The sequence below is a fragment of the Escherichia sp. MOD1-EC5433 genome, assembly GCF_002966005.1.
Classification (GTDB): domain Bacteria; phylum Pseudomonadota; class Gammaproteobacteria; order Enterobacterales; family Enterobacteriaceae; genus Escherichia; species Escherichia ruysiae.
In genome coordinates, this window is the sequence record NZ_PTRL01000001.1 from 801,051 (window position 1) to 827,202 (window position 26,152).

A 26,152-nucleotide genomic window follows, 5' to 3' on the forward strand; every position below is an offset into this window, starting at 1 on the left:
GCTCACTCCTGGTCTATTTCTATCCGCCGAATCTGTAAACCGTCGTCTGCCACAATGCGCAGCATGTCGCCATGACACTGTGGGCAGCGGCGGACGCGCTGGGTCAGTAGCGTCACATACTGTTGGCATGTTTCACACCAGCATTCGGCCTCTTGTTCTTCGAGGTGCAGTTTACAACCTTCCGCCACGCTGCCACGGCAAACCAGATCAAAACAAAAGGCAAGAGAGCTGGTTTCGACACAAGAAAATGCGCCAATTTTGAGCCAGACCCCAGTTACGCGTTTTGCGCCGTGCTTTGCGGCCTGTTGTTCGATCAATTCCAGTGCCCGTTGGCAGAGGGTTATTTCGTGCATATCGCCTCCCATTAACTATTGCCAGCTATAAGCAATAATTGTGCCAGTGTTGATTATCCCTGCGGTGAATAATGTCGATGATGTCGAAATGACACGTCGACACGGCGTCGAAATTCAGTGAAATCATAAAAATCACCTAAATAACAATGAATTAAAAATTGGCACAGAAAATGCTTAAGGGCAGGCATCTCTGTTAAACGGGTAACCTGACAATGACTATTTGGGAAATAAGCGAGAAAGCCGATTACATCGCACAGCGGCATCGTCGCCTACAGGACCAGTGGCATATCTATTGCAATTCGCTGGTTCAGGGGATCACGTTATCAAAAGCGCGTTTGCATCACGCGATGAGCTGCGCGCCAGATAAAGAGCTCTGTTTCGTTCTTTTTGAACATTTTCGAATTTACGTCACCCTGGCGGATGGTTTTAACAGCCATACCATCGAGTACTACGTCGAAACGAAAGACGGCGAAGATAAGCAGCGGATTGCACTGGCTCAGTTGAGCAGTGACGGCATGATTGATGGCAAGGTCAACATCCGTAATCGCGAACAAGTGCTGGAACACTATCTCGAAAAAATCGCCGGCGTTTACGACAGCTTATACACCGCCATTGAAAACAATACCCCGGTGAATTTAAGCCAACTGGTAGAGGGACAAAGCTCGGCAGCATGAGCTGAGGCTTTGCCCGTTTTGCAGGCGTCATGCCTGTTTGGGGATGGGCGTGTCGATGAGTGTCGAAAATGACATTTCATCGGCATGTTTTCGTCAAAAATGACAATCACCTGAGGAATGCCTGGTGAATCGTTTTGTAATTGCTGACTCCACGCTCTGTATCGGCTGTCACACCTGTGAGGCCGCCTGTTCAGAGACGCATCGGCAGCACGGCCTGCAATCCATGCCGCGCCTGCGAGTGATGCTAAATGAAAAAGAATCTGCACCGCAGCTCTGTCACCACTGTGAAGATGCGCCCTGTGCGGTGGTCTGCCCGGTTAACGCCATCGAGCGCGTTGATGGTGCCGTGCAGTTGAATGAAAGCTTGTGCGTAAGCTGCAAACTGTGCGGCATCGCCTGCCCGTTTGGCGCAATTGAATTTTCCGGCAGCCGTCCGCTGGATATTCCGGCAAACGCCAATACCCCGAAAGCACCACCGGCACCGCCTGCTCCGGCGCGTATCAGTACGCTGCTTGACTGGGTGCCAGGTATTCGCGCGATCGCCGTCAAATGTGACCTTTGCAGTTTTGATGAACAAGGTCCGGCCTGCGTGCGGATGTGCCCAACCAAAGCCCTGCATCTGGTGGATAACACCGATATCGCCCGCGTCAGCAAACGTAAGCGTGAGCTGACTTTTAACACCGATTTTGGCGATCTCACCTTGTTTCAGCAGGCTCAAAGTGGAGAGGCTAAATGAGCGCAATTTCCCTGATCAATAGCGGCGTTGCGTGGTTTGTCGCCGCCGCTGTTCTGGCATTTCTCTTTTCTTTTCATAAGGCGCTAAGCGGCTGGGTCGCCGGGATTGGCGGCGCGGTTGGTAGCGTGTACACGGCAGCAGCAGGTTTCACCGTGCTGACAGGGGCGGTCGGCGTGAGCGGTACGCTGTCACTGGTGAGTTTTGATATCCAAATCTCCCCGCTTAACGCGATTTGGTTGATTACCCTCGGCCTGTGCGGCCTGTTTGTCAGCCTCTACAACATTGACTGGCATCGCCACGCGCAGGTGAAATGCAACGGCTTGCAGATCAATATGCTGATGGCTGCCGCCGTGTGCGCCGTTATCGCCAGCAATCTGGGCATGTTAGTGGTAATGGCAGAAATCATGGCTCTGTGCGCGGTGTTTCTCACTAGCAACAGCAAAGAGGGCAAACTGTGGTTTGTGCTGGGGCGCCTCGGTACTTTGCTGCTGGCGATAGCCTGCTGGCTGGTCTGGCAGCGTTACGGCACGCTGGATCTGCGCCTGCTGGATATGCGCGTACAACAACTGCCGCTCGGTTCCGATATCTGGCTGCTCGGTGTGATTGGTTTTGGCCTGCTGGCCGGGATTATCCCGCTGCACGGCTGGGTGCCGCAGGCTCATGCTAACGCCTCAGCGCCTGCTGCGGCGCTGTTTTCCACGGTGGTGATGAAAATTGGCCTGCTGGGCATTTTAACCCTGTCGCTGCTGGGCGGTAATGCGCCGCTGTGGTGGGGAATTGCGCTGCTGGTGCTCGGCATGATCACCGCGTTCGTCGGTGGTCTGTATGCGCTGATGGAACACAACATCCAGCGTCTGCTGGCTTACCACACCCTGGAAAATATCGGCATCATCCTGCTGGGGCTGGGCGCTGGCGTAACGGGTATCGCGCTCGAACAACCGGCGCTGATTGCTCTTGGCCTGGTCGGTGGTCTGTACCATCTGCTTAACCATAGCCTGTTCAAAAGCGTACTGTTCCTCGGTGCGGGTAGCGTCTGGTTCCGTACTGGTCATCGCGATATCGAAAAACTCGGCGGCATTGGCAAGAAAATGCCGGTTATCTCCATCGCCATGTTAGTCGGGCTGATGGCAATGGCTGCGCTGCCGCCGCTGAACGGGTTTGCCGGGGAATGGGTTATTTATCAATCCTTCTTCAAACTGAGCAATAGCGGCACCTTCGTTGCCCGTCTGCTGGGACCGCTGCTCGCCGTGGGGCTGGCCATTACCGGTGCGCTGGCGGTGATGTGTATGGCGAAAGTCTATGGCGTTACGTTCCTTGGCGCGCCGCGTACCAAAGAAGCCGAAAACGCCACCTGTGCGCCGCTCCTGATGAGCGTAAGCGTAGTGGCACTGGCGATTTGCTGCGTAATTGGCGGTGTTGCTGCGCCGTGGCTGCTGCCGATGCTGTCTGCTGCGGTGCCTCTGCCGCTGGAGCCTGCTAACACCACCGTTTCTCAACCAATGATCACCCTGCTGCTGATTGCCTGCCCGCTGCTGCCATTCATCATTATGGCGATTTGCAAAGGCGACCGTCTGCCGTCACGTTCCCGTGGCGCGGCCTGGGTGTGCGGCTACGACCACGAAAAATCAATGGTGATTACCGCTCACGGTTTTGCCATGCCGGTTAAACAGGCGTTTGCGCCGGTGCTGAAACTGCGCAAAGTGCTGAATCCGGTGTCGCTGGTGCCGGGCTGGCAGTGCGAGGGGAGTGCGTTGCTGTTCCGCCGGATGGCGCTGGTTGAACTGGCGGTACTGGTGGTGATTATTGTTTCACGAGGAGCCTGAGAATGAGTGTTTTATATCCGTTAATTCAGGCGCTGGTGTTATTTGCCGTTGCGCCGCTGCTCTCCGGTATTACCCGCGTGGCGCGCGCCCGTCTGCATAACCGTCGCGGGCCGGGCGTGTTGCAGGAGTATCGCGACATTATCAAACTGCTGGGTCGCCAGAGCGTTGGCCCGGATGCCTCCGGCTGGGTGTTCCGCCTGACGCCGTATGTGATGGTGGGCGTAATGTTGACTATCGCTACTGCGCTGCCGGTGGTGACCGTCGGTTCTCCGCTGCCGCAACTGGGCGATTTGATCACCTTGCTGTATCTCTTCGCCATTGCGCGTTTCTTCTTTGCCATTTCCGGTCTGGATACCGGTAGCCCGTTTACCGCTATCGGCGCGAGTCGTGAAGCGATGCTTGGCGTGCTGGTCGAACCGATGCTGCTGCTTGGTCTGTGGGTTGCGGCGCAGGTTGCCGGTTCCACCAACATCAGCAACATCACCGACACCGTTTATCACTGGCCTCTGAGCCAGAGCATCCCGCTGGTGCTGGCACTCTGTGCCTGCGCATTCGCCACCTTTATCGAAATGGGCAAACTGCCGTTCGACCTTGCGGAAGCCGAGCAGGAGTTGCAGGAAGGTCCGCTCTCTGAGTATAGCGGCAGCGGCTTTGGCGTCATGAAATGGGGTATCAGCCTGAAACAGCTGGTGGTGTTGCAGATGTTCGTCGGGGTGTTTATTCCGTGGGGACAAATGGAAACCTTCACCGTCGGTGGGCTGGTGCTGGCGCTGGTGATTGCCATCGTCAAACTGGTGGTCGGCGTCCTGGTTATCGCGCTGTTCGAAAACAGTATGGCCCGTCTGCGTCTTGATATTACTCCGCGGATTACCTGGGCTGGGTTTGGCTTTGCATTTTTAGCGTTCGTCTCCTTGCTGGCGGCGTGATTAAAGAGAGTATGAGCATGTCTGAAGAAAAATTAGGTCAACATTATCTCGCCGCGCTGAATGAGGCGTTTCCGGGCGTCGTGCTGGATCACGCCTGGCAGACCAAAGATCAGCTGACCGTGACCGTAAAGGTGAACTATCTACCGGAAGTGGTGGAGTTCCTCTACTACAAGCAGGGTGGCTGGCTGTCGGTACTGTTTGGTAACGACGAACGCAAACTGAATGGTCATTACGCTGTTTACTACGTGCTGTCGATGGAGAAGGGCACCAAGTGTTGGATCACGGTTCGCGTCGAAGTTGACGCCAACAAACCGGAGTATCCGTCCGTGACGCCGCGCGTTCCGGCGGCGGTGTGGGGCGAGCGCGAAGTGCGCGATATGTACGGTTTGATTCCGGTTGGTCTGCCGGATGAGCGTCGTCTGGTGCTGCCGGATGACTGGCCGGATGAACTTTATCCGCTGCGTAAAGACAGCATGGATTATCGTCAGCGTCCGGCACCGACCACCGATGCTGAAACCTACGAGTTCATCAACGAACTGGGCGACAAGAAAAACAACGTTGTGCCGATTGGTCCACTGCATGTCACTTCTGACGAACCGGGTCACTTCCGTCTGTTCGTCGATGGCGAAAATATTATCGACGCCGACTACCGCCTGTTCTACGTCCATCGCGGCATGGAAAAACTGGCGGAAACCCGTATGGGTTACAACGAAGTGACCTTCCTCTCTGACCGTGTGTGCGGGATCTGCGGCTTTGCTCACAGCACTGCCTACACCACGTCGGTGGAAAACGCGATGGGTATTCAGGTGCCAGAACGTGCGCAGATGATCCGCGCCATTCTGCTGGAGGTGGAACGCCTGCATTCGCATCTGCTCAACCTCGGCCTCGCCTGTCACTTTACCGGCTTTGACTCCGGCTTTATGCAGTTCTTCCGCGTGCGCGAATCCTCCATGAAAATGGCGGAGATCCTCACCGGGGCGCGTAAAACTTACGGTCTGAACTTGATCGGCGGGATTCGTCGCGATCTGCTGAAAGATGACATGATCCAGACCCGTCAACTGGCGCAGCAAATGCGTCGTGAAGTACAGGAGCTGGTGGATGTGCTGCTGAGTACACCGAACATGGAACAGCGCACCGTCGGCATTGGTCGCCTCGACCCGGAAATCGCCCGCGATTTCAGTAACGTTGGCCCGATGGTTCGCGCCAGCGGCCACGCTCGTGATACCCGTGCCGATCACCCGTTTGTTGGTTATGGCCTGCTGCCGATGGAAGTTCACAGCGAGCAGGGCTGCGACGTTATTTCCCGCCTGAAAGTGCGTATCAACGAAGTCTTTACCTCGCTCAATATGATTGACTACGGCCTGGACAACCTGCCAGGCGGTCCGCTGGCGGTGGAAGGATTCACCTACATTCCACACCGTTTTGCGCTGGGCTTTGCCGAAGCGCCGCGTGGCGATGATATCCACTGGAGCATGACCGGCGACAACCAGAAGCTGTACCGCTGGCGCTGCCGTGCCGCGACCTACGCGAACTGGCCGACCCTGCGCTACATGCTGCGCGGCAACACCGTTTCTGATGCGCCGCTGATTATCGGTAGCCTCGACCCTTGCTACTCCTGTACCGACCGCATGACCGTGGTCGATGTGCGTAAGAAGAAGAGCAAAGTGGTGCCGTATAAAGAACTCGAGCGTTACAGCATTGAGCGTAAAAACTCGCCGCTGAAATAAGGAATCGCCATGTTTACCTTTATCAAAAAAGTCATCAAAACCGGCACGGCGACCTCGTCTTATCCGCTGGAGCCGATTGCGGTTGATAAAAACTTCCGTGGTAAGCCAGAGCAGAACCCGCAGCAGTGCATCGGCTGTGCGGCCTGCGTCAATGCCTGCCCGTCAAACGCCTTAACGGTTGAAACTGACCTCGCCACCGGTGAGCTGGCGTGGCAGTTCAATCTCGGGCGCTGCATCTTCTGTGGACGCTGCGAAGAAGTTTGCCCGACGGCGGCGATCAAACTGTCGCAAGAGTACGAACTGGCGGTGTGGAAGAAAGAAGACTTCCTGCAACAGTCCCGCTTCGCGTTGTGCAACTGCCGCGTCTGCAATCGTCCTTTCGCCGTACAGAAAGAGATCGACTACGCCATTGCGCTGCTTAAGCACAACGGTGACAGCCGCGCGGAAAACCACCGCGAAAGCTTTGAGACTTGCCCGGAATGTAAGCGCCAGAAATGCCTGGTGCCGTCCGACCGTATTGAACTGACTCGCCATATGAAAGAGGCCATCTGATGAGCAATTTATTAGGCCCCCGTGACGCCAACGGCATTCCGGTCCCAATGACGGTGGATGAATCCATCGCCAGCATGAAGGCGTCGTTACTGAAAAAAATCAAACGTTCTGCCTACGTTTACCGCGTGGACTGCGGCGGCTGCAACGGCTGCGAAATCGAAATTTTCGCCACGCTTTCGCCGCTGTTCGATGCAGAACGCTTCGGTATTAAAGTCGTTCCGTCCCCGCGTCATGCGGATATTTTACTGTTTACCGGCGCGGTCACCCGTGCAATGCGATCCCCTGCGCTGCGTGCGTGGCAGTCCGCGCCGGACCCTAAAATCTGTATCTCCTACGGTGCCTGCGGTAACAGCGGCGGCATTTTCCACGACCTCTACTGCGTGTGGGGCGGTACGGATAAAATCGTCCCGGTGGATGTTTATATCCCTGGCTGCCCGCCAACGCCAGCCGCCACGCTGTACGGTTTTGCAATGGCGCTCGGCCTGCTGGAGCAGAAAATCCACGCCCGTGAGCCAGGCGAACTGGATGAGCAACCGGCAGAGATTCTGCATCCGGATATGGTTCAGCCGCTGCGTGTGAAAGTGGATCGCGAAGCGCGCCGCCTGGCGGGTTACCGTTACGGTCGCCAGATTGCCGATGATTTCCTGACGCAATTAGGGCAGGGTGAAGAGCAGGTTGCACGCTGGCTGGAAGCGGAAAACGATCCGCGTCTGAACGAGATTGTCAGCCATCTGAATCATGTTGTTGAAGAGGCGCGTATCCGATGAGTGAAAAGGTGGTGTTCAGTCAACTGAGCCGTAAATTTATTGATGAGAACGATGCCACGCCCGCCGAGGCGCAGCAGGTGGTCTATTACAGCCTGGCGATTGGTCACCACCTTGGGGTTATCGATTGCCTGGAAGCGGCGCTCACCTGCCCGTGGGATGACTATCTGGCATGGATTGCCACTCTGGAGGCGGGCAGCGAAGCCCGTCGCAAAATGGAGGGCGTGCCGAAATATGGTGAGATCGTCATCGACATTAACCATGTGCCGATGCTGGCCAACGCATTCGATAAAGCCCGGGCTGTGCAAACTTCGCAGCAGAAGGAATGGAGTACAATGCTGTTAAGTATGCTGCATGATATTCATCAGGAAAACGCCATCTATTTGATGGTGAGGAGACTGCGTGACTGACGTTTTACTCTGTGTTGGCAATAGCATGATGGGCGATGATGGCGCAGGTCCGCTGCTGGCGGAAAAGTGCGCCGCCGCGCCGAAAGGTAACTGGGTGGTGATTGACGGCGGTAGTGCACCGGAAAACGATATCGTCGCTATCCGCGAACTGCGCCCGACACGACTGCTTATTGTCGATGCCACGGATATGGGGCTAAACCCCGGCGAAATCCGCATCATCGACCCGGATGATATCGCCGAGATGTTTATGATGACTACCCATAACATGCCGCTGAACTACCTTATCGATCAGTTGAAAGAAGACATTGGTGAGGTGATTTTCCTCGGCATCCAGCCGGATATCGTCGGCTTTTACTACCCGATGACCCAGCCGATTAAAGACGCGGTGGAAACCGTTTATCAACGGCTGGAAGGTTGGGAAGGGAACGGCGGATTCGCGCAGTTAGCGGTGGAAGAAGAGTAGTTCTTCATTAAGGAATTCAGGGAATTGAAAACCAGGACAGGGATGTGCGCTTTTTTATTGAGCTTAGTGCTTCCTGCGCAGGCCACCAGCTTTACCGAGTATCTGCCGATGAGTGACAGCGAATACGCACAAAAGCGGGCGCTGAAACCTCTCCTGACCATGCCTTATTATACCGAGCAAAACTGGCATTTTAGAAAAGTGGGCGTTGCTGGCGTAACGCTTGAGAAGATGCCAAATGAAGAGGATGACTGGCAATTAACCGCAAAAGACCGCGCCGGTAAATCCTGGACAGTGCCTGTGGGTATGCTGGCAAACATAGCGGGCAAAGGGCAACTCTATCGCGCCGATCTTGATCGTAACGGCATTCAGGATCTGGTTATCTGGTTACCCAGTGCCGGTAATGGTCTGGCTCCTTATGCACATTTAATCCTGTTGACGTTCACACGCGAAGGTCGTCCCTGTGTCTTTGAACCCTGGGGATTCTACACCGCAAGCAAAACTGGCGTTGATGATTTGCTGGATTTGCAAGGCAATGGTCACACGCAGCTGCTGGATATGCAGTTTGATTCCGGTTACTGGCTAACCAGTTTGTATCAGGTAAAAGAGGCCAAATGGCAGCGTGTTCATGGCTGGTTTGGCAAGTTAAGCTATCCTGCACTCACGCGTTTTACTTATACTCCCAACCGTAAACTCGTTCTCAAACCCATCGCTGGACGCGACCCGCAAACGGAAGATTTGGCGCTAACGCAGCGTTGTTGATAACGGGGGATGTGCTTGATGGGATGAATCAGAACTGATGGCAAACGCTAAATTGCCCGATGCGCTGCGCTTATCGAGCCTACAAAGTTCGTGCGACGAGTAGGCCGGATAAGGCGTTCACGCCGCATCCGGCACGGTTGCTTACTCTAAATCTTCGCCGTTACTGGCAATCACTTTTTTATACCACCAGAACGATTTCTTACGCGTGCGCGCCAGTGTGCCGTTACCTGCATCGTCACGGTCTACATAGACAAAACCGTAGCGTTTGCTCATTTCACCCGTTGAGGCAGAAACCAAATCAATACAGCCCCAGGTGGTGTAGCCCATCAGCGGAATGCCGTCTGCAATCGCTTCGCCCATTGCGCGGATGTGCTCGCGTAGATAGCTGATGCGATAGTCATCGTTAATCTCACCATTGGCAGCAAATTCATCTTTTGCGCCGAGGCCGTTTTCCACCAGAAACAGCGGCTTCTGATAACGGTCGTACATCATGTTCATGGTGATGCGCAGACCGAGTGGATCAATACCCCAGCCCCAGTCGCTCACTTGCAGATACGGGTTACGCAGCGATTTCACCACGTTCGCCGCACTGCTGTTGTTGGTGTTCATCTCCGCCGAGGCGCAGCGCGAGGCGTAATAGCTGAAGGAGACAAAATCGACGGTATTTTTCAGGATCTCATCATCGCCAGGCGCTTTGTCGATGGTTACCCCTTTTTCGCGGAATACGCGGGCAGAGTAAGCCGGATACGCGCCCCGCGCCTGCACATCGATAAAAAACAGGTTTTCCCGATCTTTCTCCAGCGCCGCCCAGACATCTTCCGGCTTGCAACTGTAAGGGTAGAAGTTACCGCCCGCCAGCATACAGCCCACCTGATTTTGCGGGTTAACCTCATGGGCGATTTTGGTGGCTAACGCACTGGCAACCAGCTGGTGGTGCGCAGCCTGATATTTCACCTGATCCTGATTTTCCCCTTCTTCAAACACCAGACCCGCGCCGGAGAACGGGCTATGCAACATAATGTTGATTTCATTGAAGGTTAGCCAGTATTTCACCAGGCCATCAAATGCTTCAAAACAGGTTCGGGCGTAGCGAGTGAAAAACTTCACCAGCTTACGGTTACGCCAGGAGCCATATTCCGTCACCAGATGCATCGGCACATCGAAGTGACACAACGTGACCAGCGGTTCGATTCCGTACTTTTTACACTCTTCAAAGACAGAACGATAAAAAGCAATGCCTTGCTGGTTGGGCGTCAGCTCATCGCCCTGCGGAAAGAGGCGGCTCCAGGCTATTGAGGTACGGAAAACCTTGAATCCCATCTCTGCCATCAGGGCGATATCTTCTTTATAACGATGATAAAAATCCGTCGCCTCATGGCTGGGATAAAACTCGTCATCGCGCAACTGAAAACGTTTTTCCAGCCCCAGTTTCACCGCCATTCGATGCTCGCCGTGCGGGATCATATCGACCGTGGTCAGCCCTTTGCCGCCTTCACGGTACGCGCCTTCAGACTGGTTGGCGGCAAGCGCGCCGCCCCATAAAAAACCTTGCGGAAATACAGACATTTTCATCCTCAATTAAGACTTACTTCTTTGGCGACGGTCGGTTGTACGCCCTGATGCTTTCGCGCCTCGGCAGCCGCTTCCTCAACAGGGATATCCTCAAAGCCGAGCAACAGTGTGAGGATAAACGACAGCACGACCGCCAGTGCCATGACGGCGAACACCCAGACGATGCTCATTGGATTTGCCGGATCGAAGAACTGTACGCTGGTAAATAACCCCGGCGCTGCCATTGAGTGGCTGGCAAGCCCCGCCATACCGGCAACCGCGCCGCAAATAAAACCGCTGATAAGACTGGCGATAAGCGGACGTTTCAGACGGATCGCCACGCCGTATAACGCCGGTTCGGAAATCCCCGCCATAATGGCTGATGCCGCCGCAGCCAGCGCCGTCTGGCGTAGTTCCGGGTTTTTCGTTTTCCACGCCACCGCCAGCGATGAACCGCCCAGCGACAGGTTAGCGCCGATTTCTGACGGCATGACCATCCCTTCTTTTCCGGTTTCGGCAATGGTCTGAATGATGGTTGGTGTAAAGACGCGGTGCATCCCGGTCATTACCAGCAGCGGCCACAGCGCGCCCATAATGGCGACTGAAAGCCAGCCCAGATAACCATGAATGGTGTAAACCAGCGCCGAAATGGCGCTACCGATCCAGATACCAATCGGGCCAATCAGCAGGATTGCCAGCGGTGCGGCAATCAACACAATCAGCATCGGCTTGAGGAAGTTTTTCGTCACCGCCGGCGTAATGCTGTCCACCCAGCGTTCGATATATGACAGGCACCAGGTCATCACCAGCGCCGGGATCACCGTGTAGGTGTATTTCACCGCTGTAACCGGAATCAGGGCAAATTCGACATGTTCACCCTGGGCCGCTTTCGCCATCAGTTCAATGAAACTCGGATGTACCAGTACACCCGCGATGGCAATCGCCAGCGACATATTGGTTTTAAATTTGATGGCGGCAGAAGCCGCGACCATCAGCGGCAGGAAGAAGAAAGCACCGTCACCAATCACATTCAGGATGGTTAAGGTCGGCGATCCTTTAGTCAGCACGCCGCTCATTTCGAGGATCATCGCCAGCAGTTTGACCATCGATCCGCCGATAATCGCCGGGATCAGCGGTGACATGGTGCCGATCAGCGCATCGAGGATCCCGGCACCAATGCGACGTAGCGTGAGCTTTGGTTTACCCACGGGCTGCGGGGGCTGCATATTTCCAGGTAACAAGCTGACGACTTCCTGAAAGGCCTGCGAAACCGTATTGCCGATAATCACCTGGCACTGGTTGTCACTACGTACCACGCCGAGCACGCCGGAGATGGTTTTTAACGTCGGGCTGTCGATAAGCTTGTCGTCTTTGATAACAAAGCGCAAACGCGTCATACAGTGCGTGACCGCCGAGATGTTATCAACGCCGCCCAGTGCCGCTATCACCGAGCGCGCCAGCGCCGCATAATTTTTGGCCATCGGATTTTATCCTGTTATCAGTAGGGTAGAGGTAGTTGTTATCAGTCGACGTGACGGGAAAATGCCGATGCTGAAACGGAAATAAGAAACCGGTTTCACAAAATCATGAATAGTTGTCATTTAATAAGCAAGAGAGTTGATTGTTCATTTTTTATATTTGTGAAACCGGTCACCTGAATATTTTTCCCGCTGATTGCGCAAGGACAACCAGCCAACGGTGCAGTAAACTGCGATGACTGCGTGTAAAGGGATGAAAACAATGACGACAATGCTGGAAGTGGCGAAGCGCGCCGGGGTTTCAAAAGCGACCGTTTCCCGCGTGCTTTCAGGTAATGGCTACGTCAGCCAGGAGACTAAAGATCGCGTGTTTCAGGCGGTAGAAGAGAGCGGTTACCGCCCAAATTTGCTGGCGCGCAATCTGTCGGCGAAGAGTACTCAGACGCTGGGGCTGGTAGTGACCAACACGCTTTACCACGGCATTTATTTTAGTGAATTACTGTTTCATGCCGCGCGGATGGCGGAAGAGAAAGGGCGGCAACTGTTGTTGGCTGATGGTAAACACAGCGCCGAAGAAGAGCGCCAGGCGATTCAGTATCTGCTGGATCTGCGCTGCGACGCTATTATGATTTACCCGCGTTTTTTAAGCGTGGATGAGATTGATGACATCATTGACGCCCACAGTCAGCCGATAATGGTGCTCAATCGCCGCCTGCGCAAAAACAGCAGCCATAGCGTCTGGTGCGATCATAAACAGACCAGCTTTAACGCCGTGGCAGAGTTGATAAACGCCGGACATCAGGAGATTGCTTTCCTTACCGGCTCGATGGATTCCCCCACCAGCATTGAGCGTCTTGCCGGATATAAAGACGCGCTGGCGCAGCATGGTATTGCGCTCAATGAAAAACTTATCGCTAACGGTAAATGGACGCCCGCCAGCGGAGCCGAAGGGGTAGAAACGTTGCTCGAACGTGGGGCTAAATTTAGCGCGTTAGTCGCCAGTAATGATGATATGGCGATAGGGGCGATGAAAGCGTTACACGAGCGCGGCGTAGCGGTGCCAGAGCAGGTGTCAGTTATCGGATTCGATGATATCGCTATTGCCCCCTACACCGTTCCGGCGCTCTCCAGCGTAAAAATTCCGGTAACTGAGATGATTCAGGAAATTATTGGACGGCTTATTTTTATGCTCGATGGCGGGGATTTCTCACCGCCGAAAACTTTCAGTGGAAAACTGATCCGCCGCGACTCCCTCATTGCTCTTTTGCGATAAACATTGTCATCACATGTCATCGTCACTTGTGTCGATGACATCGTTTTCTCTGCATTACAGAATTTAATTTCCTTAAATAACAGTAAATTAAAAACTGGCATGATTTGTGAATGTATCGGCGCATTAACTGTCATTGCTGGAGAATTTGATGAACCGTTTCATCATTGCTGACGCGAGTAAATGTATTGGTTGCCGTACCTGTGAAGTGGCGTGTGTGGTTTCTCATCAGGAAAATCAGGACTGTGCATCGCTGACCCCGGAAACTTTTTTACCGCGAATCCATGTCATTAAAGGTGTGAACATTTCCACTGCTACGGTTTGCCGTCAGTGTGAAGATGCACCGTGCGCTAACGTCTGCCCGAATGGTGCTATCAGCCGTGATAAAGGGTTTGTTCATGTGATGCAGGAACGTTGCATTGGTTGCAAAACCTGCGTTGTGGCTTGCCCGTATGGCGCGATGGAAGTGGTGGTACGTCCGGTGATTCGCAACAGCGGTGCGGGGCTGAATGTACGTGCAGACAAAGCCGAAGCCAATAAATGCGACCTGTGCAACCATCGTGAAGACGGCCCGGCGTGTATGGCGGCTTGCCCGACCCATGCGCTGATTTGTGTCGATCGGAATAAACTTGAACAACTGAGCGCAGAAAAACGTCGCCGCACGGCGCTGATGTTCTAAAAATCTTACAGAACTGTTCTGGCATCAAAGGAATTCCCGAAAATATTCGTAGAATACGGGGCGGGCGATATCGCCGACCTGTGACTGCCGGATGCGACGCGCTCGTGTCCGGCAGGGCGGGTTACGCAATTCATGATGGCGGGAATAACTCAATGGCAAAAAACACATCTTGCGGTGTCCAACTGCGTATTCGTGGCAAAGTGCAGGGCGTCGGTTTTCGTCCGTTTGTCTGGCAGCTGGCGCAGCAATTAAATCTTCACGGCGATGTCTGTAATGACGGCGATGGCGTAGAAGTCCGACTGCTGGAAGACCCGGAAACGTTTCTTGCGCAATTGCATCTGCATTGTCCGCCGCTGGCGCGTATTGATAGCGTCGAGCGTGAGCCGTTTATCTGGTCACAACTGCCCACTGAGTTCACTATCCGCCAGAGCACAGGCGGCGCTATGAATACGCAAATAGTTCCCGATGCCGCCACTTGCCCAGCGTGTCTTGCTGAAATGAATACGACGGACGAGCGGCGTTATCGTTATCCGTTTATCAACTGTACTCACTGTGGCCCGCGTTTCACTATTATTCGCGCGATGCCCTATGACCGCCCGTTTACCGTGATGGCGGCGTTTCCGCTGTGTCCGGCCTGTGACAAAGAATATCGCGATCCGCTCGATCGCCGCTTTCACGCCCAGCCGGTGGCCTGCCCGGAGTGTGGCCCGCATCTTGAATGGGTAAGTCATGGCGAACATACCGAACAAGAGGCCGCGTTACAGGCGGCTATCGCACAGTTAAAAGCGGGCAAGATTGTCGCCATCAAAGGGATTGGCGGATTTCATCTCGCCTGCGATGCACGTAACAGTAACGCGGTGGCGACACTGCGGGCGCGCAAACATCGCCCGGCGAAACCGCTGGCGGTTATGTTGCCAACAGCAGAAGGCTTACCAGACGCTGCACGCCAGTTGCTTACCACGCCCGCCGCGCCGATTGTGCTGGTGGATAAAAAATACGTACCTGAGCTTTGTGATGATATCGCCCCAGGCCTTAACGAAGTCGGGGTAATGTTGCCTGCGAACCCGCTCCAGCATTTGCTGTTACAGGAACTGCAATGCCCGCTGGTGATGACCTCCGGCAACCTGAGCGGTAAACCACCGGCTATCAGCAATGAACAGGCGCTGGCGGATTTGCAGGGCATTGCCGACGGATTCTTGATACATAACCGCGATATCGTGCAGCGGATGGATGATTCGGTGGTGCGCGAAAGCGGCGAAATGCTGCGCCGGTCGCGGGGGTATGTGCCGGACGCGTTGGCTTTGCCTCCGGGCTTTAAAAATGTTCCGCCTGTACTGTGTCTTGGTGCGGATCTGAAAAATACCTTCAGCCTGGTGCGTGGTGAACAAGCGGTGTTGAGTCAACATTTGGGTGATTTAAGTGACGATGGCATCCAGATGCAATGGCGCGAAGCGTTACGTCTGATGCAAAACATCTACGATTTCACCCCGCAATACGTTGTGCATGACGCGCATCCGGGCTATGTCTCCAGCCAGTGGGCGCGTGAGATGAACCTGCCGACGCAAACGGTGCTGCATCATCATGCTCACGCGGCGGCGTGTCTGGCAGAACATCACTGGCCGCTGGAGAGCGGTGATGTCATTGCTTTGACGCTCGACGGTATCGGTATGGGGGAGAACGGCGCTTTGTGGGGCGGCGAGTGCTTGCGGGTGAACTATCGCGAATGTGAGCACCTGGGCGGCTTGCCTGCGGTGGCGCTTCCGGGGGGCGATTTGGCTGCAAAGCAGCCGTGGCGTAACCTGCTGGCGCAGTGCCTGCGCTTTGTGCCGCAGTGGCAGAATTATCCCGAAACAGCAAGTGTGCAACAGCAAAACTGGAGCGTGCTGGCGCGGGCCATTGAGCGTGGAATCAATGCGCCGCTGGCGTCATCGTGTGGGCGTTTGTTCGATGCTATAGCGGCGGCGCTGGGCTGTGCGCCAGTCACGTTAAGTTATGAAGGTGAAGCGGCTTGTGCGCTGGAGGCGCTGGCGGCTTCGTGCCACGGAGTGACGCATCCGGTGACGATGCCGCTGGTGGACAATCAACTGGATCTCGCCACTTTCTGGCAGCAGTGGCTGAACTGGCAGGCACCGGTTAATCAACGCGCGTGGGCGTTTCATGATGCGCTGGCGCAGGGTTTTGCCGCGTTGATGCGTGAGCAGGCCACGATGCGTGGTATCACTACGCTGGTATTTAGCGGCGGGGTTATTCATAACCGTTTGCTGCGTGCACGTCTGGCGCATTATCTCGCTGATTTCAGGTTGCTCTTTCCGCAGAGTTTACCGGCGGGTGATGGCGGATTGTCTCTGGGGCAGGGGGTTATTGCTGCGGCGCACATCCTGCAATGCGGTATAGTGGCGGATGTGGCGTAACTGAATTTTAAAAAAAGCACGAACAGTCCCCTCGCCCCACTGGGGAGAGGGTTAGGGTGAGGGGAACTGCTGACACTGGTGCGCACAATGACTTTCTCGCCCTTCCAGGACGAGGGAGAGAACCATGCCTACACCGGCAACGTTTTCAACAATCCAAATGCCTCTTTCATCCGATCCTCACTGACCACAAAGGCGCGAAGCTGGTCAGCATCGTCAACGCCGCGCGCCACCATTCCCTGGCGTTCGGTATTAATCTGCCAGCGTAAATCCTGACGCTGGGTTTCGCCTGCCAGATGCAGCGGTAATTCCGGCGTTTTGATTTTCACCAACATCGCCGGTAGTTTCAGCGGCGTGTTATTGCCGAGAAGATTTTTTGCCAGCACCATCGCGCTAAGTTGAATCGGCTGGAGGAACGGCAATACCTGACCGTTAATCTCCGCGCAATCGCCCAGCGCGTAAATATCGGCATTACTGGTTTGCAGATAACTATCGACGCAAACGCCGCGATTAATCGTCAGCCCGGCGCGTCGTGCCAGTGCGGTTTCCGGGCGCAGTCCGGTGGCGGCAATTACCGCATCCACTTCGATGCTGCGCTGGCGGTCCAGCGATGCCTGAATGCCAGAATCCGTTTTTTCCAGCCCCTGCAACTGAGATTTCAACAGCAGATGAACGCCCATCTCCGTCAACCGATGCTGCAAGCGGCTGCTTACTTCCGGTGGCATTAACGATGCCAGAATACTGGCAGCGTTGTCGATTAGCGTGACCGCTTTGCCTGCACGACAAAAATCCATCGCCAGTTCGCTACCAATCAAGCCACCGCCAACAATCAACACGCGTCGGGCATCCCGCAGTTGTGTTTCACAGGCGCGATACTCTTGCTGACTATTTAACGTCAGCATTAACTCACGCCCGGGCACCGGCGGGACAAAGGCGCTGGCACCGGTTGCCAGCACTAACTTGTCATATTGCCACTGATTATTCTGGCTTTTCACCACATGGGCTTCGGCATCGATATCCGTCACCCAGGTTTGCGGAAACAGGCGCAGATTAAACTGCTCGGCAAATTCACCTGCCGTCTGGCGGGTAAGGTCGTCGGCACGTTGCCCCTGACTGATCACATGGCTGAGGTCAGGTTTGTTGTACTCATCCATGCTGTCGGCGGCAATCAGGGTTAATGGAATACTGGCGTCCTGTTTGCGAATATTTTTCACCAGTTGGCGGGCTGCGAAGCCCGAACCAATGATCACAATGCCGTTGCTCATTTTGCCTCCGATGCCAGTTCGTCAAAGACGTCTTTGCCGAGTGAACATTCCGGGCACAGGAAGTTGTCCGGGACTTCACTCCACGGCGTTCCTGGCGCAACGTCCTGCATTGGCTCGCCTTTTGCCGGATCGTAAATCCACTGGCAGACGCTGCACTGCATCCGTGGGCCGAGGTCAGCCGTCGTGGTGGCACAGGTTTCTTCTTTAACCACCGTATTCACCGTGTTCTGCGGCAGCGGCGAAAGCGCCCATTGACGGGCAATTTCACGACCGTGTTCACGGCATAACTCCAGAGCGTCCTGATCCGGTCGCCATTTGGCTTTCAGGCTAAGCGACATTTCGAAACCTGCATCCTGCAGGCGAGTGGAAAGACGATCCACTGCACCGCCGCTCCAGCCGTGAGAGCCGAAAGCACTGGCGCGTTTATTACGAAAGCGCAATCCGGTCATCTCCTCCACCAGCCCGGCGATTTTCGGCATCATCACGTTATTCATCGTCGAAGTACCGACCAGCACACCTTTTGAGCGGAAGACATTGGTCAGGATTTCGTTTTTATCGCTACGGGCGACGTTGAAAATTTTCACCGCTACGCGCGGGTCGGTTTCCGCGATCCCCTGGGCGATAGCGTCAGCCATCATGCGGGTGTTATTCGACATGGTGTCGTAGAAAATGGTTATTCTGTCTTCCTGATAATCCGCCGCCCATTTCAGGTACAGCTCGACAATCTGCGTTGGGTTATCGCGCCACACCACACCGTGAGAGGTAGCAATCATATCGACCGGCAAGTTAAAGCCGAGGATCTCGGTGATTTTCGGCGTTACCAGGCGGCTGAACGGCGTCAGGATATTGGCGTAGTAACGCTGGCACTGCTCGAAAAGCTCGGTCTGATCCACTTCATCGTTGAACAGATGCTCGTCGCAGTAGTGCTGACCGAAAGCATCGTTACTGAACAGCACCGCGTCGCCTGTCAGGTAAGTCATCATGCTGTCCGGCCAGTGCAGCATTGGCGTTTCGACAAAAATGAGCTGTTTGCCGTTGCCGATATCCAGCGTGTCGCCAGTTTTCACCACATTAAAATTCCACTCCGGATGATGGTGATGACCATTTATCGAGTCGATAGCGTTGGCAGTACAGTAGATCGGCGTATCGGGAATTTGCGCCATCAGTTCGGTCAGCGCCCCAGCGTGGTCCTCTTCTGCATGGTTAATCACGATGTAATCGATATCCGCCAGATCGATTTCATTACGCAGGTTCTGCACAAATTCGCGGCTGAATTTATGGTCGACGGTGTCGATCAGCACGTTTTTTTCTTCGCGGATGAGGTAGCTGTTGTAACTGCTGCCGCGCAGCGTTTTATATTCCGTGCCGTGAAAATCACGCACTTCCCAGTCACGTTGACCCACCCAATGAATGTTATTTTTCACCACAATAGACATAGCAACCTCAATTTATTCAGCGTGTTCTAAAAAGATGTTTTGTTAATTGCAGATTGCGTGCCAGTTTTTTATCTTATTGTTTTTACTATATAAATTTATTTGTGCTCATTAGTGAGTAGTCAAAATGACTATCAATAAAATGGTCGATATGACAATATCTATAGTCAAATTGACAGTGAGGCAAAGATGAGTTTTTCCGTTGATGTGCTGGCGAATATCGCCATCGAATTGCAGCGTGGGATTGGTCATCAGGATCGTTTTCAGCGCCTGATCACCACGCTGCGTCAGGTGCTGGAGTGCGATGCGTCTGCGTTGCTACGTTACGACTCGCGGCAGTTTATTCCGCTTGCCATCGACGGGCTGGCGAAGGATGTACTCGGCAGGCGTTTTGCGCTGGAAGGGCATCCACGGCTGGAAGCGATTGCCCGCGCGGGTGATGTGGTGCGTTTTCCCGCAGACAGCGAATTGCCCGATCCCTATGACGGTTTGATTCCTGGTCAGGAGAGTCTGAAGGTTCACGCCTGCGTTGGCCTGCCGTTGTTTGCCGGACAAAACCTGATCGGCGCACTGACGCTCGACGGGATGCAGCCCGATCAGTTCGATGTTTTCAGCGATGAAGAGTTACGGCTGATTGCCGCGCTGGCGGCGGGGGCGTTAAGCAATGCGTTACTGATTGAACAACTGGAAAGCCAGAATATGCTGCCGGGCGATGCCGCGCCGTTTGAAGCGGTGAAACAGATGCAGATGATTGGCTTGTCCCCAGGCATGACGCAACTGAAAAAAGAGATTGAGATTGTGGCGGCCTCCGATCTCAACGTCCTGATCAGCGGTGAGACGGGAACCGGTAAGGAGCTGGTGGCGAAAGCGATTCATGAAGCCTCGCCACGTGCGGTGAATCCGCTGGTCTATCTCAACTGTGCCGCACTGCCGGAAAGTGTGGCGGAAAGTGAATTGTTCGGGCATGTGAAAGGAGCGTTTACTGGCGCTATCAGTAACCGCAGCGGGAAGTTTGAAATGGCGGATAACGGCACGCTGTTTCTGGATGAGATCGGCGAGTTGTCGTTGGCATTGCAGGCCAAGCTGCTGAGGGTGTTGCAGTATGGCGATATTCAGCGCGTTGGCGATGACCGTAGTTTGCGGGTCGATGTGCGCGTGCTGGCGGCGACTAACCGCGACTTACGCGAAGAGGTGCTGGCAGGGCGATTTCGCGCTGACTTGTTCCACCGCCTGAGCGTGTTTCCGCTTTCGGTGCCGCCGCTGCGTGAGCGGGGCGATGACGTCATTCTGCTGGCGGGGTATTTCTGCGAGCAGTGCCGCCTGCGACTGGGGCTTTCTCGCGTGGTATTAAGCGCCGGAGCACGGAATTTATTGCAACACTATAGTTTTCCGGGGAACGTGCGTGAACTGGAACATGCTATTCATCGGGCGGTGGTGCTGGCGAGAGCGACCCGCAGCGGCGATGAAGTGATTCTCGAGGCGCAACATTTTGCTTTTCCAGAAGTGACGGTGCCGCCGCCAGAAGTGGCAGCGGTGCCCGTTGTTAAGCAAAACCTGCGTGAAGCGACAGAAGTGTTCCAGCGTGAAACTATTCGCCAGGCACTGGTGCAAAATCATCACAACTGGGCTGCCTGCGCACGGATGCTGGAAACTGACGTCGCCAACCTGCATCGGCTGGCGAAACGTCTGGGGTTGAAGGATTAAATAATCCCGGCCTGATAGAAATCCTGCAGGTTAATCGCGCCGGTGAGTTTGCCGTTTTCATCCACCACCGGTGCGGCGGTGATTTTGCGCTTCATCAGGATTTCTTTGGCGTCGATAGCGCGACTTTGTGCCTGTAATGTGGTGCCGCCTGCCGTCATCGCTTCATTCACCGGCGTGGTGAGTGCGCCGCCGCCAACCAGCCAGCGACGTAAATCGCCGTCAGTAAAGACGCCTTGTACCTGTTGTTGAGCGTCACATACTGCCACCAGCCCCAGACCGGTGCGGCTGAGTTCCAGCATCGCGTCCATCACGCTGGCGGTTAACGCTACCTGAGGGATGGCGTCATCACGGCGCATCAGATGATGCACTTTGTTCAGCAAGCGAGCGCCCAGCGCGCCGGCAGGGTGGGAGCGGGCAAAATCTTCTTCATTAAATCCGCGCGCCTGCATGACCGCCATCGCCAGCGCATCGCCCATCATCAGGGTATTGACGGTGCTGGAGGTCGGCGCAAGGTGCATCGGGCAGGCTTCGCGTTCTACGGAAATATCCAGCACCGCTTTCGCCGCCAGACCCAGCGGTGATGTCGGTTTGCCAGTCATCGCCAGCAGGGCGATAGATTTGTCTTCCAGACGCGGAATAATCAGATCCAGTTCCTTCGCGCCACCGGAGTAAGAGATAAACAGCATCACATCGCGGCTTTCAATCATCCCCAGATCGCCGTGCAGTGCTTCTGCGGGATGGACAAAAAAAGCCGGTGTGCCGGTACTGGCAAGCGTTGCGGCGATTTTCTTACCAATGTGGCCCGATTTGCCAATTCCCGAAACCACCACTTTGCCTTCGCAGTGCAGGATGATATTGGCGGCGCGAACAAAATCATCGCCCAGACGTTCCGGTAAACGGCTTGCTTCCTGCAACTCCAGTATTAACGTCTGACGTCCCGCGTTCAGTAGTGCTTCACTCATTGCTTTCTCCGGTTATGATCACGTCGATCCCTTTCTCTTCCAGCGCCTGACGAAACGCCGGATCGATACCTGCGTCGGTAATCAGTTTATCGACGCTTTCAAGACTGCAAACTACGTTGGGGCTTTTACGACCAAACTTCGATGAGTCAGCCATCAAAATCACTTCGCGCGCGGCATTACACATCGCCTTACTGACGGTATAAACCTCGTTGAACGTGGTTACGCCCGCATTGAGATCGATGCCGTCGGTGCCCATAAATAATTTATCGAAGGTGAAATGCTCGAAGGCATTCTCTGCCAGTTGCCCGTGAAATGAGGCCGATTTTTTGCGAAATGTTCCGCCTGGCATCAGGATGGTTTGTTCGTTATCCAGTTCGGATAGCGCGTTGACGATATGCAGGCTGTTGGTCATCACCGTGATGTTATTAAAGCGCGATAACATGGGGACCATCTGCAACACGGTACTGCCAGCATCGAGAATGATCGAATCGCCATCATGAATAAAACTAACGGCAGCTTCTGCAATCAGCTCTTTCTTATGGGTGTTGATGAGCGTTTTATGATCGATAGGCGGATCGGATTCCTCTTTATTTAACACCACGCCGCCATAGGTTCGGATGACGGTTCCGGCATGTTCCAGAATAACCAGATCTTTGCGAATGGTGGTGCCTGTGGTGTCAAAGTATTGCGCCAATTCTTCAACCGAGCATTTCCCCTGCTTTTGCAGATACTCCAGAATGGCGGCCTGACGCTGACGAGGTTTCATGGGCGTGATTACCTGATTTAGGTTTCAAAATGATAACTTCGCAAGCTAGTAACATTCACAACGAAATTATCTACGTTTCAGTTTAAGCGCCAATGATAGAGCATTCTGTGATAGTGGATCATGGGGAAAGATCACATCGGGCTTTAAATCACCAGAATACATACCCTTAATTGCGGGAATTTTTTGTGGTCGGGCGAAAACGGTCAGTCCTTTCATAAACAAGGTGTCGGTGACGCGCTGCTGATCGTCCAGGGCGATGGCGACCACGACCCGTGGCTTAAAGCGCCCACTGGAACGGCCTACACCGACGCGCCCTTGCTGGCAGAGCGCGTCGAAGGCTCGATTAAAACGAGAAATTTGCCAGCCGCCTAAGGCCAGTTGCGCACACCAGGCGATAACGGCGACGGTGATGAGAGCTGATACCATAACTTCTCCTAAATGTGGGTACGGTTTTCCCCCTCACCCCAAAGAGGCGAGGGGATCGTCCGAACCCTTTTTGAACATTGTCATCAGTCTGAAATCCTAAAAGGATCTCCGCTGTTGATCAGAACATCACCTGACCGCCAGTGACATTGATCGACTGTCCGGTGCAGTACGACGCTTTGGGGCTGGCGTAGAACAGCAGCATATTCAGCACATCCTGATAATCGCAGCCGCGTTTGAGCGGTACTTTATCGATGTAATAGTGCTCGACTTCGTCCGGTTTGATACCCAGCTTGGTGGCGTATTGCGGCAACAGTGACTGGAACATCGGCGATTTCAGCAGGTTACCGAGCATCAGCGAATGCACCGTAATGCCGTACTCTGCCAGATCCAGCGCCAGTGATTGAGTCAGCCCTACGCCACCAAATTTCGCGGCGCTGTAGCCAGAGTTATGTTTACTGCCCACCTTGCCGGATTTCGAGTTGATCTGAATAATGCGTCCCTGAATGCCGTCGCGGATCATCAAACGCGAAAATTCACGCGCGCACAGGAAATAGCCCACCAGATTCACCTGTAGCGAACGGTCAAAATCGCCGAGCTGGAAATCGCTGATAAACGCTGCTTTTGCAATTCCGGCGCTGTAGACCAGTAAATCGACGCGACCAAAGATTTCATCTATCCCACGAGAGAGCGCCAGAACGCTCTGCTCGCTGGTGGCGTCAGCACCAAAACCGTACGCCGTTCCCTCACCATATTCGGCGTTAATTTCTTGCGCCACATTTGCGGCTTTGTCGCTCTGAATATCGACAACTGCCACACGATACCCCTCGGCAGCCAGACCATGGCACAGGAACGCGCCCAGAGTTTGCCCACCACCGATGACAACGGCAACCTGATTCATTTTTTACTCCTTAACAGATTCAAACTTCAAAACCGATCCCGGCGCGATATCGTCGGGTACAGGGCCTGCCACATGGACAGTGCCCGGAAATTCCGCTTCGCTTAAACCATCGAAGCGCAGGGTGACATGACCCAGTTCGCGAAGATTGTTCTCCGCCACGCTGCCAACGGCGGTCACCGGATAGCGATGCTGCCCGAGAGAAAATTGCAAACCGGGATGGAGTTCTCCTTTCAATTCGCCGTGGCAATGGATGAAGCAATACTCTTCGAGATCCGCAGGTGCGCCTTCACGAAAGGTGATGAGCATCTGGTCGCTGAAGGCGTCAGTGGCGCTCGCGCCGATACGGGTGATGGTGGTCTGATAAATAACGGTCATGTTTCAGCCTCTATTGATAGATAAAACCGGAGACAAACCAGGCGATCAGTACAGTTGGTGCGCCGGTCAAAAAGCGGCTCACCAGTACAGAAGGAACCCCGACGCGAACCGTGTCCTGACGGGCTTCCGCCAGCGATAAACCGACCGGGATAAAGTCGCAGGCCGCCTGCGCGTTGATGGCAAACAGCGCCGGTAAAGCCAGATGCGGCGGAATATTGCCGAGACCAATCTGCACACCAATCAATACGCCGATAACCTGCGCAATAACGGCGCCTGGGCCGAGGAAAGGTGAAAGCAGCGGGAAGGAGCAGATGAGCGCCAGCATTACCAGCCCCAGTGGATGGCTCGCCAGCGGAGCAAGACCGTGGGCAATCCAGTCTCCAAGGCCGGAGGCCATAATGATGCCGATGAGCGCCGAGACGAACGCCATAAACGGCAGAATGGTTTTTAATACGGTGTCGATAGTGTCGCGCCCGGACTGAAACAGCACGGCAACGGCAGACCCCATGCCCATTCCCACTTTCGCCAGTAAACCATCGCTTTGTTCGGTGATTTTCTTGCTGGCATCGTAGTCACGGCCTACGGAAGAGGGTTGCGGAGTTTCAGCGCCGACCACAGTAATATTTTCTTCTTTCACGCCAGAGACATAAATATCTTCCACGATGTACTGCGCCAGCGGACCGGACTTGCCCGTCGAGTGGATATTAATGGTGGGAATACGCCGTTTTGGATAGATGCCGCAGCGCAGTGTGCCGCCGCAGTCGATTACTGCAACGCCGATTTCCGCTTCCGCTGGTTCACCTTCTTTAAAGCCGTCGATAGCCTGCCAGCCAGTAAGCTGTGCCAGTTTGTCGACAATTGCTGGCCGGGTTCCGGCGGTGATATAGACGATTTTTTTACCTGGCGTGGCTTCCAGTTCAAGCGGGCCACCCCAGCCACCAGTGCCTTTTTCGATCTGAATACGCGTCATGATGTTGCTCCAGCCAGGTGAACTTTCTGTTCAAGTTGAATGCCCATCTTTCTCTCGAAAATGGCGGTGGTCAGGTCGGTCACCCAGCCACGGAAGAAGTTCGTAACCAGACCAACCAGCAGGTAGCTCACTGCCAGTGGGCCAAGTGGCAGATTCAGCGTCGTCAGACCGCTGGCAATTCCCAGATAAACAAACAGTTCGCCGGGGTTGATATGAGGGAAGAGACCGTTCATTGAGTGGCAGCTATAAGAAGCCGCCGCGTAATAGCTGGGTTTGAACTTTTCCGGCATAAAACGCCCCAGACTTAAGGTCATCGGGTTACAAAAAACAAACGTGCCAATACACGGTAATAGCAGGTAACGGGAAACAGGATTGCCGGCGCAACGTTGAGCAAATCGTTCAATGCGGTGCTGCCCGATAAAATTAATCAGTGCGTTCATGATTACCAGCAGGCTTATCAACAGCGGAAGAATGCCGGTCACCATCCCGGTAAACACCTCTCCACCTTTCTGGAACAGCCCGATGAACCACTCTGCGCCATGAGTAATGGTTTCTATCATTGTTCTCTCCTTTGAAATTTATTGTTTTATTACCAAACGGCAACACAATCTAATCAGATTGAAAGATTTAAAAGTGTTATTTTGATCGCAAAATGAAAGATAAATATTTTAATTTGAAAGTTTAGTTGAAAGGATGGTGAGGAAGGTGATTTGTGTTATGTAAAGTCCGTATTGGGCAGTGACTACCGCTTCCTTGTGCGGGGCGGGATGCTTTACCATA

General features: G+C 54.3%; 25 protein-coding genes and 1 pseudogene. 14 read left to right on the forward strand and 12 right to left on the reverse strand.

What is annotated here, in order from left to right; genetic code table 11:
• Window positions 1-2: 2 nt before the first annotated feature.
• Window positions 3-353, reverse strand: coding sequence for a hydrogenase maturation nickel metallochaperone HypA (gene hypA / locus C3D30_RS03980; RefSeq protein ID WP_001516945.1), 351 nt, complete (start codon window positions 351-353; stop codon window positions 3-5).
• A 212-nt stretch (window positions 354-565) separates the two neighbouring features.
• Here hypA and hycA point away from each other — a divergent pair, with 212 nt between their 5' ends.
• The 10 genes and pseudogenes from hycA (at window position 566) to C3D30_RS04030 (ending at window position 9,225) form a co-directional block, all read left to right on the forward strand.
• On the forward strand, window positions 566-1,027 hold the full coding sequence (hycA, locus tag C3D30_RS03985; RefSeq protein WP_000158052.1) for a formate hydrogenlyase regulator HycA: 462 nt from the start codon (window positions 566-568) through the stop codon (window positions 1,025-1,027).
• 124 nt (window positions 1,028-1,151) lie between these two features.
• A complete protein-coding gene (gene hycB, locus C3D30_RS03990) occupies window positions 1,152-1,763 on the forward strand; it encodes a formate hydrogenlyase subunit HycB (protein ID WP_105286497.1) in 612 nt (203 codons plus the stop codon).
• Window positions 1,760-3,586 carry a formate hydrogenlyase subunit 3 gene (gene hycC / locus C3D30_RS03995; RefSeq protein ID WP_016159606.1) on the forward strand — a complete coding sequence of 609 codons (1,827 nt, stop codon included), beginning with the start codon at window positions 1,760-1,762 and terminating at the stop codon, window positions 3,584-3,586. The genes hycB and hycC overlap by 4 nt, the downstream gene beginning before the upstream one ends.
• Before the next feature lie 2 nt (window positions 3,587-3,588).
• Complete coding sequence (gene hycD, locus C3D30_RS04000; protein ID WP_105285688.1) at window positions 3,589-4,512, forward strand: formate hydrogenlyase subunit HycD; 924 nt, start codon at window positions 3,589-3,591, stop codon at window positions 4,510-4,512.
• Between the two features lie 17 nt (window positions 4,513-4,529).
• The gene (hycE, locus tag C3D30_RS04005) at window positions 4,530-6,239 is read left to right on the forward strand and encodes a formate hydrogenlyase subunit HycE (protein ID WP_001288118.1); all 1,710 of its coding nucleotides are present in this window, start codon (window positions 4,530-4,532) and stop codon (window positions 6,237-6,239) included.
• 9 nt (window positions 6,240-6,248) lie between these two features.
• Complete coding sequence (hycF, locus tag C3D30_RS04010; RefSeq protein ID WP_000493799.1) at window positions 6,249-6,791, forward strand: formate hydrogenlyase subunit HycF; 543 nt, start codon at window positions 6,249-6,251, stop codon at window positions 6,789-6,791.
• A complete protein-coding gene (gene hycG / locus C3D30_RS04015; protein ID WP_000067387.1) occupies window positions 6,791-7,558 on the forward strand; it encodes a formate hydrogenlyase subunit HycG in 768 nt (255 codons plus the stop codon). The genes hycF and hycG overlap by 1 nt, the downstream gene beginning before the upstream one ends.
• The gene (gene hycH / locus C3D30_RS04020) at window positions 7,555-7,965 is read left to right on the forward strand and encodes a formate hydrogenlyase assembly protein HycH (protein WP_021551280.1); all 411 of its coding nucleotides are present in this window, start codon (window positions 7,555-7,557) and stop codon (window positions 7,963-7,965) included. The genes hycG and hycH overlap by 4 nt, the downstream gene beginning before the upstream one ends.
• Window positions 7,958-8,428, forward strand: a complete 471-nt coding sequence (gene hycI, locus C3D30_RS04025; RefSeq protein ID WP_000132961.1) for a hydrogenase maturation peptidase HycI — start codon at window positions 7,958-7,960, stop codon at window positions 8,426-8,428. The genes hycH and hycI overlap by 8 nt, the downstream gene beginning before the upstream one ends.
• A gap of 42 nt (window positions 8,429-8,470) precedes the next feature.
• Window positions 8,471-9,225 (forward strand): annotated as a pseudogene (locus C3D30_RS04030) (hypothetical protein).
• Window positions 9,226-9,328: 103 nt separating this feature from the next.
• Here the strand turns inward: C3D30_RS04030 and ascB are convergent.
• Together ascB and ascF are read right to left on the reverse strand one after the other, a co-directional pair.
• Complete coding sequence (gene ascB / locus C3D30_RS04035; protein ID WP_105286527.1) at window positions 9,329-10,753, reverse strand: 6-phospho-beta-glucosidase AscB; 1,425 nt, start codon at window positions 10,751-10,753, stop codon at window positions 9,329-9,331.
• Between the two features lie 8 nt (window positions 10,754-10,761).
• Window positions 10,762-12,219: a PTS cellobiose/arbutin/salicin transporter subunit IIBC gene (ascF, locus tag C3D30_RS04040; protein ID WP_105286499.1), complete on the reverse strand. Its 1,458-nt coding sequence runs from the start codon at window positions 12,217-12,219 to the stop codon at window positions 10,762-10,764.
• 259 nt (window positions 12,220-12,478) lie between these two features.
• On the opposite strand from ascF, the gene ascG reads away from it, so the two are divergent.
• The 3 genes from ascG (at window position 12,479) to hypF (ending at window position 16,576) form a co-directional block, all read left to right on the forward strand.
• On the forward strand, window positions 12,479-13,489 hold the full coding sequence (ascG, locus tag C3D30_RS04045) for a DNA-binding transcriptional regulator AscG (RefSeq protein ID WP_105286500.1): 1,011 nt from the start codon (window positions 12,479-12,481) through the stop codon (window positions 13,487-13,489).
• Between the two features lie 148 nt (window positions 13,490-13,637).
• On the forward strand, window positions 13,638-14,165 hold the full coding sequence (hydN, locus tag C3D30_RS04050) for an electron transport protein HydN (protein WP_001078777.1): 528 nt from the start codon (window positions 13,638-13,640) through the stop codon (window positions 14,163-14,165).
• A gap of 152 nt (window positions 14,166-14,317) precedes the next feature.
• Window positions 14,318-16,576, forward strand: coding sequence for a carbamoyltransferase HypF (hypF, locus tag C3D30_RS04055; protein ID WP_105286501.1), 2,259 nt, complete (start codon window positions 14,318-14,320; stop codon window positions 16,574-16,576).
• A gap of 128 nt (window positions 16,577-16,704) precedes the next feature.
• Here hypF and norW read toward each other — a convergent pair whose 3' ends face one another.
• Both norW and norV read right to left on the reverse strand, forming a co-directional pair.
• Window positions 16,705-17,838 carry an NADH:flavorubredoxin reductase NorW gene (norW, locus tag C3D30_RS04060; RefSeq protein ID WP_105286502.1) on the reverse strand — a complete coding sequence of 378 codons (1,134 nt, stop codon included), beginning with the start codon at window positions 17,836-17,838 and terminating at the stop codon, window positions 16,705-16,707.
• The gene (norV, locus tag C3D30_RS04065; protein ID WP_000029630.1) at window positions 17,835-19,274 is read right to left on the reverse strand and encodes an anaerobic nitric oxide reductase flavorubredoxin; all 1,440 of its coding nucleotides are present in this window, start codon (window positions 19,272-19,274) and stop codon (window positions 17,835-17,837) included. The genes norW and norV overlap by 4 nt, the downstream gene beginning before the upstream one ends.
• A gap of 186 nt (window positions 19,275-19,460) precedes the next feature.
• Here norV and norR point away from each other — a divergent pair, with 186 nt between their 5' ends.
• Window positions 19,461-20,975, forward strand: coding sequence for a nitric oxide reductase transcriptional regulator NorR (norR, locus tag C3D30_RS04070; RefSeq protein WP_000010718.1), 1,515 nt, complete (start codon window positions 19,461-19,463; stop codon window positions 20,973-20,975).
• Here the strand turns inward: norR and gutQ are convergent.
• The 7 genes from gutQ to srlA form a co-directional block, all read right to left on the reverse strand.
• Window positions 20,972-21,937 carry an arabinose-5-phosphate isomerase GutQ gene (gene gutQ, locus C3D30_RS04075; protein WP_001287396.1) on the reverse strand — a complete coding sequence of 322 codons (966 nt, stop codon included), beginning with the start codon at window positions 21,935-21,937 and terminating at the stop codon, window positions 20,972-20,974. The genes norR and gutQ overlap by 4 nt on opposite strands.
• Window positions 21,930-22,703, reverse strand: coding sequence for a glucitol operon DNA-binding transcriptional repressor SrlR (srlR, locus tag C3D30_RS04080; protein WP_000804555.1), 774 nt, complete (start codon window positions 22,701-22,703; stop codon window positions 21,930-21,932). The genes gutQ and srlR overlap by 8 nt, the downstream gene beginning before the upstream one ends.
• A gap of 66 nt (window positions 22,704-22,769) precedes the next feature.
• Window positions 22,770-23,129 (reverse strand): transcriptional regulator GutM, encoded by a 360-nt coding sequence (gene gutM / locus C3D30_RS04085; RefSeq protein WP_000252898.1) that lies wholly within the window; start codon window positions 23,127-23,129, stop codon window positions 22,770-22,772.
• Between the two features lie 118 nt (window positions 23,130-23,247).
• Window positions 23,248-24,027 (reverse strand): sorbitol-6-phosphate dehydrogenase, encoded by a 780-nt coding sequence (gene srlD / locus C3D30_RS04090; RefSeq protein WP_001077345.1) that lies wholly within the window; start codon window positions 24,025-24,027, stop codon window positions 23,248-23,250.
• Window positions 24,028-24,030: 3 nt separating this feature from the next.
• Window positions 24,031-24,402, reverse strand: coding sequence for a PTS glucitol/sorbitol transporter subunit IIA (gene srlB, locus C3D30_RS04095; RefSeq protein ID WP_000216197.1), 372 nt, complete (start codon window positions 24,400-24,402; stop codon window positions 24,031-24,033).
• A 10-nt stretch (window positions 24,403-24,412) separates the two neighbouring features.
• Window positions 24,413-25,372, reverse strand: a complete 960-nt coding sequence (gene srlE / locus C3D30_RS04100) for a PTS glucitol/sorbitol transporter subunit IIB (protein ID WP_000196923.1) — start codon at window positions 25,370-25,372, stop codon at window positions 24,413-24,415.
• Window positions 25,369-25,932 (reverse strand): PTS glucitol/sorbitol transporter subunit IIC, encoded by a 564-nt coding sequence (gene srlA / locus C3D30_RS04105; protein WP_000573315.1) that lies wholly within the window; start codon window positions 25,930-25,932, stop codon window positions 25,369-25,371. The genes srlE and srlA overlap by 4 nt, the downstream gene beginning before the upstream one ends.
• Window positions 25,933-26,152: the final 220 nt, after the last annotated feature.

What these genes read in the sequence shown, in the direction of transcription:
- srlR (WP_000804555.1), bottom strand. Translation starts at nt 22,703, where the DNA reads ATGAAACCTCGTCAGCGTCAGGCCGCCATTCTGGAGTATCTGCAAAAG.
- hycE (WP_001288118.1), top strand. Translation starts at nt 4,530, where the DNA reads ATGTCTGAAGAAAAATTAGGTCAACATTATCTCGCCGCGCTGAATGAG.
- hycD (WP_105285688.1), top strand. Translation starts at nt 3,589, where the DNA reads ATGAGTGTTTTATATCCGTTAATTCAGGCGCTGGTGTTATTTGCCGTT.
- hydN (WP_001078777.1), top strand. Translation starts at nt 13,638, where the DNA reads ATGAACCGTTTCATCATTGCTGACGCGAGTAAATGTATTGGTTGCCGT.
- hycA (WP_000158052.1), top strand. Translation starts at nt 566, where the DNA reads ATGACTATTTGGGAAATAAGCGAGAAAGCCGATTACATCGCACAGCGG.
- ascB (WP_105286527.1), bottom strand. Translation starts at nt 10,753, where the DNA reads ATGTCTGTATTTCCGCAAGGTTTTTTATGGGGCGGCGCGCTTGCCGCC.
- hycH (WP_021551280.1), top strand. Translation starts at nt 7,555, where the DNA reads ATGAGTGAAAAGGTGGTGTTCAGTCAACTGAGCCGTAAATTTATTGAT.
- ascF (WP_105286499.1), bottom strand. Translation starts at nt 12,219, where the DNA reads ATGGCCAAAAATTATGCGGCGCTGGCGCGCTCGGTGATAGCGGCACTG.
- hycC (WP_016159606.1), top strand. Translation starts at nt 1,760, where the DNA reads ATGAGCGCAATTTCCCTGATCAATAGCGGCGTTGCGTGGTTTGTCGCC.
- norR (WP_000010718.1), top strand. Translation starts at nt 19,461, where the DNA reads ATGAGTTTTTCCGTTGATGTGCTGGCGAATATCGCCATCGAATTGCAG.
- srlE (WP_000196923.1), bottom strand. Translation starts at nt 25,372, where the DNA reads ATGACGCGTATTCAGATCGAAAAAGGCACTGGTGGCTGGGGTGGCCCG.
- gutM (WP_000252898.1), bottom strand. Translation starts at nt 23,129, where the DNA reads ATGGTATCAGCTCTCATCACCGTCGCCGTTATCGCCTGGTGTGCGCAA.
- norW (WP_105286502.1), bottom strand. Translation starts at nt 17,838, where the DNA reads ATGAGCAACGGCATTGTGATCATTGGTTCGGGCTTCGCAGCCCGCCAA.
- gutQ (WP_001287396.1), bottom strand. Translation starts at nt 21,937, where the DNA reads ATGAGTGAAGCACTACTGAACGCGGGACGTCAGACGTTAATACTGGAG.
- hypF (WP_105286501.1), top strand. Translation starts at nt 14,318, where the DNA reads ATGGCAAAAAACACATCTTGCGGTGTCCAACTGCGTATTCGTGGCAAA.
- hycG (WP_000067387.1), top strand. Translation starts at nt 6,791, where the DNA reads ATGAGCAATTTATTAGGCCCCCGTGACGCCAACGGCATTCCGGTCCCA.
- ascG (WP_105286500.1), top strand. Translation starts at nt 12,479, where the DNA reads ATGACGACAATGCTGGAAGTGGCGAAGCGCGCCGGGGTTTCAAAAGCG.
- hycF (WP_000493799.1), top strand. Translation starts at nt 6,249, where the DNA reads ATGTTTACCTTTATCAAAAAAGTCATCAAAACCGGCACGGCGACCTCG.
- norV (WP_000029630.1), bottom strand. Translation starts at nt 19,274, where the DNA reads ATGTCTATTGTGGTGAAAAATAACATTCATTGGGTGGGTCAACGTGAC.
- srlA (WP_000573315.1), bottom strand. Translation starts at nt 25,932, where the DNA reads ATGATAGAAACCATTACTCATGGCGCAGAGTGGTTCATCGGGCTGTTC.
- srlB (WP_000216197.1), bottom strand. Translation starts at nt 24,402, where the DNA reads ATGACCGTTATTTATCAGACCACCATCACCCGTATCGGCGCGAGCGCC.
- hypA (WP_001516945.1), bottom strand. Translation starts at nt 353, where the DNA reads ATGCACGAAATAACCCTCTGCCAACGGGCACTGGAATTGATCGAACAA.
- srlD (WP_001077345.1), bottom strand. Translation starts at nt 24,027, where the DNA reads ATGAATCAGGTTGCCGTTGTCATCGGTGGTGGGCAAACTCTGGGCGCG.